General features: G+C 58.5%; 8 protein-coding genes, 1 tRNA gene and 1 riboswitch. Of the genes, 6 read left to right on the forward strand and 3 right to left on the reverse strand.

What is annotated here, in order from left to right; genetic code table 11:
- A tRNA-Lys gene (locus ACH2EH_RS00980) sits at window positions 1-73 on the reverse strand.
- Between the two features lie 92 nt (window positions 74-165).
- Window positions 166-274, forward strand: a riboswitch (SAM riboswitch).
- 55 nt (window positions 275-329) lie between these two features.
- Between ACH2EH_RS00980 and metK the strand changes: the two genes are divergently transcribed.
- Complete coding sequence (gene metK / locus ACH2EH_RS00985) at window positions 330-1,556, forward strand: methionine adenosyltransferase (RefSeq protein ID WP_395137916.1); 1,227 nt, start codon at window positions 330-332, stop codon at window positions 1,554-1,556.
- A gap of 94 nt (window positions 1,557-1,650) precedes the next feature.
- On the opposite strand, the gene ACH2EH_RS00990 is transcribed toward metK, so the two are convergent.
- Window positions 1,651-3,072: an aldehyde dehydrogenase family protein gene (locus tag ACH2EH_RS00990; RefSeq protein WP_395137919.1), complete on the reverse strand. Its 1,422-nt coding sequence runs from the start codon at window positions 3,070-3,072 to the stop codon at window positions 1,651-1,653.
- A 154-nt stretch (window positions 3,073-3,226) separates the two neighbouring features.
- A complete protein-coding gene (locus ACH2EH_RS00995) occupies window positions 3,227-4,399 on the reverse strand; it encodes a PQQ-binding-like beta-propeller repeat protein (protein ID WP_395137922.1) in 1,173 nt (390 codons plus the stop codon).
- Between the two features lie 28 nt (window positions 4,400-4,427).
- Here ACH2EH_RS00995 and ACH2EH_RS01000 point away from each other — a divergent pair, with 28 nt between their 5' ends.
- From ACH2EH_RS01000 to ACH2EH_RS01020, 5 genes are read left to right on the forward strand one after another with little or no spacing between them, the layout of a single operon-like run.
- Window positions 4,428-4,883, forward strand: coding sequence for a GNAT family N-acetyltransferase (locus ACH2EH_RS01000; RefSeq protein ID WP_395137925.1), 456 nt, complete (start codon window positions 4,428-4,430; stop codon window positions 4,881-4,883).
- A 39-nt stretch (window positions 4,884-4,922) separates the two neighbouring features.
- Complete coding sequence (locus tag ACH2EH_RS01005) at window positions 4,923-5,393, forward strand: DUF1579 domain-containing protein (protein ID WP_395137928.1); 471 nt, start codon at window positions 4,923-4,925, stop codon at window positions 5,391-5,393.
- 32 nt (window positions 5,394-5,425) lie between these two features.
- Window positions 5,426-5,887 carry a hypothetical protein gene (locus tag ACH2EH_RS01010; protein WP_395137931.1) on the forward strand — a complete coding sequence of 154 codons (462 nt, stop codon included), beginning with the start codon at window positions 5,426-5,428 and terminating at the stop codon, window positions 5,885-5,887.
- An 11-nt stretch (window positions 5,888-5,898) separates the two neighbouring features.
- The gene (locus tag ACH2EH_RS01015; RefSeq protein WP_395137933.1) at window positions 5,899-6,222 is read left to right on the forward strand and encodes a hypothetical protein; all 324 of its coding nucleotides are present in this window, start codon (window positions 5,899-5,901) and stop codon (window positions 6,220-6,222) included.
- A 12-nt stretch (window positions 6,223-6,234) separates the two neighbouring features.
- Window positions 6,235-6,492 carry a hypothetical protein gene (locus tag ACH2EH_RS01020; protein ID WP_395137936.1) on the forward strand — a complete coding sequence of 86 codons (258 nt, stop codon included), beginning with the start codon at window positions 6,235-6,237 and terminating at the stop codon, window positions 6,490-6,492.
- The last annotated feature ends 294 nt before the right edge of the window (window positions 6,493-6,786 follow it).

The following is a 6,786-nucleotide window of genomic DNA, read 5'->3' on the forward strand; positions in this document are numbered from 1 at the left end:
TGGGTTGTACGGGACTCGAACCCATGACCCGCTGATTAAGAGTCAGCTGCTCTACCAACTGAGCTAACAACCCGAAAACGCAATGCGCATAATATCGTACTGTGGGTTTTCTGTCAAGGATATTGACGGCTAAATTTTAGCATGGTAGAGTACATATCGACAAATGTCTTGTCCAGAGTGGCGGAGGGACCGGCCCTATGAAACCACCGCAACCGGCGCGAATCTGCGTAGCCTGGTGCGAATTCCGAGCAGGCGCAACCTGCGAAGACAAGAGACACTCTTCTCTCGCCATGCGTCTGCAGACAAGACAAAATAAAGAGAGAAACTAAATGTCTGACATTTCCCTGTTCACTTCTGAGTCCGTCTCGGTAGGTCATCCTGATAAAGTGGCCGACCAGATCAGCGATGCGATTCTTGACTTCTGCCTTTCCGAGCTGCCCACCAGCCGTGTTGCCTGCGAGACCCTCGTGACCACCGATACGGTTGTTGTCGCGGGTGAGATCACCACCAAAAAAGATGCGCTCACTGCGCGTAAAGTGGATGAGATTGCGAGCAATGTGATTGCGGAGATCGGCTACAACGACCCCGCCATGCTCTTCTCCGCCCACGAAGTGCGCGTCTTTAACTTCATCCATGCCCAATCTCCCGATATCGCAATGGGCGTTGACTCCGGTGGCGCGGGCGACCAGGGTCTGATGTTTGGCTTCGCTTGCGATGATACGGCGGCGCTTATGCCCCTTCCTATTCAAGTGGCGCACCAGCTTGTCGCGACCCATGTCGAGCTACGTAATTCTAAAAAACTGGCCTGGCTGCGCCCGGATGCCAAGAGCCAGGTGACCGTCAAGTACGATGCGAGCGGCAAACCCGTCGGCCTCGATGCCATCGTCCTCTCCACACAGCACGACGAGAGCGTCATGGGCGAGAAGCACGGCAAGCCCTACTTCACCGATGAGGCCCGTCAGCAGATCATCGAGCAGCTCATCCGCCCTGTTCTTCTCAAAGAGTGTCCCAATCTCATCACCGGTGAGCTGGTCGCTTTAACTCCCGATAACCTCGATGCCACCGTGGCTGAGGGGGCGATCCGCTGCTTTGTCAACCCGACCGGAAACTTCCTGATCGGTGGCCCTCACGGCGACTCGGGCCTGACCGGGCGTAAGATCATCGTGGACACCTACGGCGGCTATGCACGCCACGGTGGCGGTGCCTTCTCGGGTAAGGACCCAACCAAAGTGGATCGCTCAGCGGCCTATGTCGCACGGTACCTAGCTAAGCTGGTCGTTGCGGCGGGCCTTGCCAGCAAGTGTGAGATCCAGCTCGCCTACGCCATCGGCGTGGCACAGCCCGTCTCCGTGCGGGTGGACACGTTTGGCACCGGCAAGCTCCCCGATACCGAGATCTCAGCACGCCTCAAGAGCAAGTTCGACCTGACCCCCAAGGGTATCATCGACACACTCAACCTACGCCGCCCGATCTACCAGGCGACTGCCAAGAACGGCCACTTCGGCAATCAGAGCTTCCCCTGGGAAGACACCAGCCGCGCCAGCGAGCTGGCGTAGCTACCATGAAAAACGTCCCCAACCCATACAGGTTGGGGGCGTTTTTTCGTCGCCGGGCGTAAGGAGCGAACCCGCTGAAAACGATTCGCCACGTCTACGCCCGTTGCAACGAGCGTCTCTTATACAGAAACTCGAAGAGGTTGCCTTCGTGGGGTTGATCCCACGAGGTTGTCATCGTGGAGATCAGCCCGAGGTTCAGGCGGTCAATCAGCGGGCAGTCGAAGAGCTGGTCAATAAAGCCCTCATCTTGTGTGATGGCCATGACGACCAGCGAAGGGCCGATTTGCGCGAGCATCTCGCTCTGGGGCACTTCCACGACACTGGCATAGGGGAACAAGTACTCTTTGTTGGAGAGAGGATGCTGGAAGTTGTTACAGTGGATAATGGTCGGGCGCAGGTAGGTGCTGCCATCTAGCTCCACCAAGCGCTCGCCACTTCTATATTTTCCTGTGACATCTTCTGCGCCGGAGGTTTTGAGGCCCTCAGTCACTGCGCCGTCCATAAACTCGGCCATCTTGGGGTTAGCGAAGCCCGAGAGCACGGCGTTGGGATCGGCGGCGGGACGTGGCTCGATGGCGGCAAGCCTTACGGCGAGTGCATCGGCGATCTCGGCTCCGTACTTTGGCACGACGACCGCACTGGCGTTGATGCAGCTGCGTCCCCCGTTGTCGGCAATCGAGGACGCGATCACGTCAATGAACTCCGGCCAGCGCTCGATGCAGTCATCGCCGATGAGCACCTTGCTCCAGCCGGGGCCGTGGACGCTCACGCCGGGGTTGCCCGCGTAGCGCTCGACGGTCGCTTGGTCGCCAAAGATAATCGCCCGCTTACAGTGCTCCATCACGGCGGCACTGCCCTCGTGATCGGTCGGGTAGAAGCTAAACGCCTCAGGAGGTGCTCCTGCCGCAATAAACGCCTGGATAATGCGAAACGGGGTCCAGGGCTCCTCACGGCCCGGCTTGAGCACAATCGGAATCTTGAGGGCGATACAGGGAATCCAGAGCGAGTTCACGCCCGGCGAGTTGCTGGGAAGCACGACGCCGAGCGCCTCGGTGGTGGCGTAGTAGCTCACGGGAACACCGTTTTGCTCGCCGTAGCCGTTGTCTAGAACGTCCAGCGGCATTCCGCGCGTGAGGCCCTTGAGGATAGTCGGCATCTGGGTGAAGACCTGGTTGATCTTGGCCATGTTGCGGCGGATCATCACGTGCGGCAGGCCACTGGTGGCGGCAAGCTGCGCAATATAGTCGTCGGGGGTTTGGACTTGACCGTCGCCCAGCGGGAGCGCGGACTCCATAAAGTGTTTCCCGGCCTCGGCGCAGATCTCCAGAAGCCGCGCCATCGGAATATCGCGCAGGCACGCACGCGAGGGTTTACGCAGATCACGGCGAATAACCCCCGCATTGACCTGGCCGACCTGGGCGACGATCTCGCCACTCTTGACGCTCTTGAGCTCCGCACGCTCTAAACTCTCATACACCTGGCCCCGACGAAGCGTCGGCAGATACGGCAGTGACATGTTTTCTCTTTCTCTCGCTCCCATGAACGGGAGCGTCTTTTTGACGCTTCGCGACACGAAGGCCCTCCGGGCCATGGGCGCTTGCGCCCTTTGTGTCCGAGGAACGAGGACAACAAGACGCCCCCGTTCATGGGGGCGCGTTCATCGGGGCGACTTACTTCCCGCTCACCGCCGTGAGGTGGCTCAGCGTGCGCAAGTACAGCGTCTTCTCGCCAAACGCAGGCGTGGAGTTCGTAATCTCTCCAAGATCATGGCGGGCGAGAAGCTTGAAGGTCTTCTCGGCGGCGATCACGATCAGCTCCCCTTTATTGCTCATCGCCCAGAGCTTCCCTTCACAAAACACGGGCGAGCCGTAGAAGTTCCCACCGACGCGTTCCTGCCAGACCGTCTCGCCCGACTCGGGCTTGACGCAGTTGACGATTCCCCCATCGCCCCAGAGAAAGAGTAGCTCGTTGGCATAGAGTGGACAGGGAACGTAGGGCGTGCCACGCGTTAGCTTCCAGGCAACCTCGGGCTTTGCGCCGCTCCCGCCAGGCTTTAATGCCACAAAGAGCCGACTGCCGTTGCCCACACCCGTCCCTGCAAAGATAAGCCCCCCCGCCACGACGGGGGAGCCCACACAGCGGTAGGTAAAGAGCCCGGGCGTCTCCCAGAGCACCTTTCCAGTCTTGGCCTCGACACTCGTGATGCCCTGTAGGGTGCTACAAAAAAGAAGCTGCATGGGAGCTGCTTTATCGGGCTGGTAGAGCATCGGCACGGCGTAGGGCGCGTCTTTGCTAGGCCGCTTGACCTCCCAGCGCGTCTGCCCCGTCTTGGTGTCTAAGGCCAGCAGACTTCCCGGCGCGTTCTCGGGCTCGCGGGAGAAGATCAGCAGCCCGTCGTGGAGGATGGAGGCAGATCCGCCCCCATGCTGGGTGGGGAACTCGCCAAAATCACGCCGCCAGACCTCTTTTCCCGCCAGCGTGTGCGCCGTCACCACAAAGCTCTCCGGTGCGGGCCAAGTGGAGTAGACCCGCTCTTTATCCACGGTGGGCGTCGCGCTCGCTGCCGTGTTGAGCTCATGGGTGTGGTATGTCTTGTAGTCAAAGCTCTGCCGCCAGCGCTCTTTTCCCGTCTTGGTATCCAGGCAGATCAAGTGCCGCTTGCCTGTCTCCCGCTGCGCCGCCGTCACAAACACCGACTCGCCCATCAGCACCGGCGAGGAGTGCCCCTCACCAGGAAGCGTCGCCTTCCAGCGAATGTCTTTGTCGGTAAAATCCGCAGCGACTCCCGTGGGCAACCCGATCCCCGTGCCATTGGGTCCTCGAAACCGTGTCCAGTCTTGCATGTGCTTATTTTACCTGTCAAACTGAGTTGTGACGATTCGAATTGATGATTTAACGCGTCCTGAAATCCACCAACTCTTACAAGAACATCTCACCGAGATGCGAGCGATATCGCCGCCAGGGAGTACACATGTCCTCGATCTTGAGGGCCTGCGCAAGCCCGAGATCACGTTCTGGACGCTCTGGGAAGGCGAAGCGCTCGCGGGCTGTGTGGCCGTCAGAGAGCTGACGCCCCAGCACGGCGAGATAAAATCCATGCGCACGGCTTCAGCGTTTCGGCGCAGGGGCGTCGCGGCAAGGCTTCTTCAGCACGTCCTCGACGAAGCCCAGCGTCGCGGCTACGAGGGGCTGAGCTTAGAAACCGGCTCACAACCGTTCTTTTCCCCCGCCCACCAGCTCTATACCCGCTTCGGATTCCAGCCATGCGGCCCGTTTGGCAGCTACAAAGAAGACCCCAACAGTATTTTCATGACACGAAAATTCTGAGCCCTTCCGGGTTGCCCTATCCCATCCTAGTAACAAGCTATGAAGCTACCAACAGATCTCCTAAAATCCCTTGTGGGCTCCTGGGAAGGTACCTGTCGTACCTGGTTCGAGCCCGGAAAGCTCGCCGACGAATCTCAGGTCAGTGGCACGATTCGCCCTCTGCTTGGCGAGTTGTTTGTTCGCCATGAGTACGAGGGCACGATTCAGGGCAAACCACGCCACGGAGACGAGACCATCGCGTTTAACTCCGTGACGAAGAAGTTCCAAGTCTCCTGGGTGGACGACTTCCACACGAGCAACGCGATCTTATTCTCCGAAGGCGACGCGATGGCCAACGGGTTTGTCGTGAAAGGCCACTACGATACCGGCCCCGATATCCCCCCCTGGGGCTGGAACACAGTCTATGAGGTCATTGACGCAGACCATCTCACAATCACCGCTTACAATATCATCCCTGAGGAGCAAGCAGCGAAGGCTGTGGAGACAACCTACACCCGAGTCAAGCCGTGACGATAATCTCTCCGTGGAGATATAATCCGTACATGCGCTCTTTTATTGCCCCACTAGCTCTCCTGATGCTCGTGCTGGTCGGGTGCCGTGAAAGTGCGCCGCCCCCCACGCCGCTCTCTTTCTACACTCTGAGCGCCACGAAGCTGGAGGCAGGAGAGTTTCTCGATACTGCAACCTACCCTAAGCTGGGTTATATCGCCGCCACGCCGGAGCTTGTCCTTACCCACCTAGAGAGCGTCGCCCCAGAACCTACCCCGGCTGAAGGCTCGCGAGCGGTGGTTCTCAAGGTTCGGCTTACTCCCGAGGACACCAAGAAGCTGACCGACTTCACCCAAAGAGCACTCCACAAGACAATCGTCATCCGGCTAGGCGAGACGATCCTGATGGCCCCCAAAGTCAACGAAGCAATCACCGGCCCCGACCTTGGGATCTCGCTGCGTGAAAGCCCCAATGCGAAATCCATCGAAGCGGGAATCAGAAAACTCGCGGAGTAGGCAAGCCCCAAATGAAACATGTCAAGAGACTCCTGTTGGTGCTTCTTTGCTTTTTCCTCGTGGGAAGCACGCTCCTCTGGCAGCGCAACGAACGCGACTATGCCCTTAGCGAAGCGGTCGCCAAGAACGACACGGCTAGAGTAATCAAGCTCTTGAACGCAGGCACAAACCCCAACGCTCTATGGTCGGGCTACGATCTCAAGGCGACTGCCTACCGCCTTGTGGGTCGTGATCCTTTCGATGGTGGCCCTGTCCGAGACGACTATCGCATCATAAAGTGGGCACCAAATCCCCAGATACGCCAAATTTTAATCGAGCACGGCGCTCAGCCCTAGTAAACGCCCTCGATGGCTTTTATCTCCAAGGCAGTGATAAAATCAAGCATGTCCTTGACCGAGTTACGCCCTGCTCTTCATGCCCTCCCACGCCAGGAAAAGTTTATGCTCGTGCAAGAACTTCTCGCAGAGCTTGCCCAACACGAAGATCTGACAAAAGCAGGACTTGTCCTTGAAAACGCCTACCATTTGTGGACACCCTCTGAAAACCATGAAGCGGCAGCATCGTTACTGAAACTCCTTGAGGAAGATAAGGCAGGCAAGGTATGACAGAGGCGGAGCCCGTCGCATTCCCTTTCGTGGACGCGAATCCCAATCTTCCCGGCTCCAGCCTGATTCCCATACTGTCTTTGACACTCTCACATCAAGGCCAACATTTCTCAGTAACGGGCATGCTGGATACAGGCGCTTCGATCAACGTTCTCCCGTACAACTTGGGCCTTGAGTTGGGTTTGATCTGGGAAGACCAGCATCACCCAATCACACTCGCAGGCAATCTCGCGCAGATTCCTGCCCGTGGTGTCGTGATCACGGCAACAGTCGCCTCTTTCCCACCTGTCCGAC

It is taken from the genome of Armatimonas sp., assembly GCF_043760365.1.
GTDB lineage: Bacteria > Armatimonadota > Armatimonadia > Armatimonadales > Armatimonadaceae > Armatimonas.

Bases quoted from the DNA above. Each gene is read 5' to 3' on its own strand.
- metK (WP_395137916.1), top strand. From the start codon at position 330: ATGTCTGACATTTCCCTGTTCACTTCTGAGTCCGTCTCGGTAGGTCAT.
- ACH2EH_RS00990 (WP_395137919.1), bottom strand. From the start codon at position 3,072: ATGTCACTGCCGTATCTGCCGACGCTTCGTCGGGGCCAGGTGTATGAG.
- ACH2EH_RS00995 (WP_395137922.1), bottom strand. From the start codon at position 4,399: ATGCAAGACTGGACACGGTTTCGAGGACCCAATGGCACGGGGATCGGG.
- ACH2EH_RS01005 (WP_395137928.1), top strand. From the start codon at position 4,923: ATGAAGCTACCAACAGATCTCCTAAAATCCCTTGTGGGCTCCTGGGAA.
- ACH2EH_RS01010 (WP_395137931.1), top strand. From the start codon at position 5,426: ATGCGCTCTTTTATTGCCCCACTAGCTCTCCTGATGCTCGTGCTGGTC.
- ACH2EH_RS01015 (WP_395137933.1), top strand. From the start codon at position 5,899: ATGAAACATGTCAAGAGACTCCTGTTGGTGCTTCTTTGCTTTTTCCTC.
- ACH2EH_RS01020 (WP_395137936.1), top strand. From the start codon at position 6,235: ATGGCTTTTATCTCCAAGGCAGTGATAAAATCAAGCATGTCCTTGACC.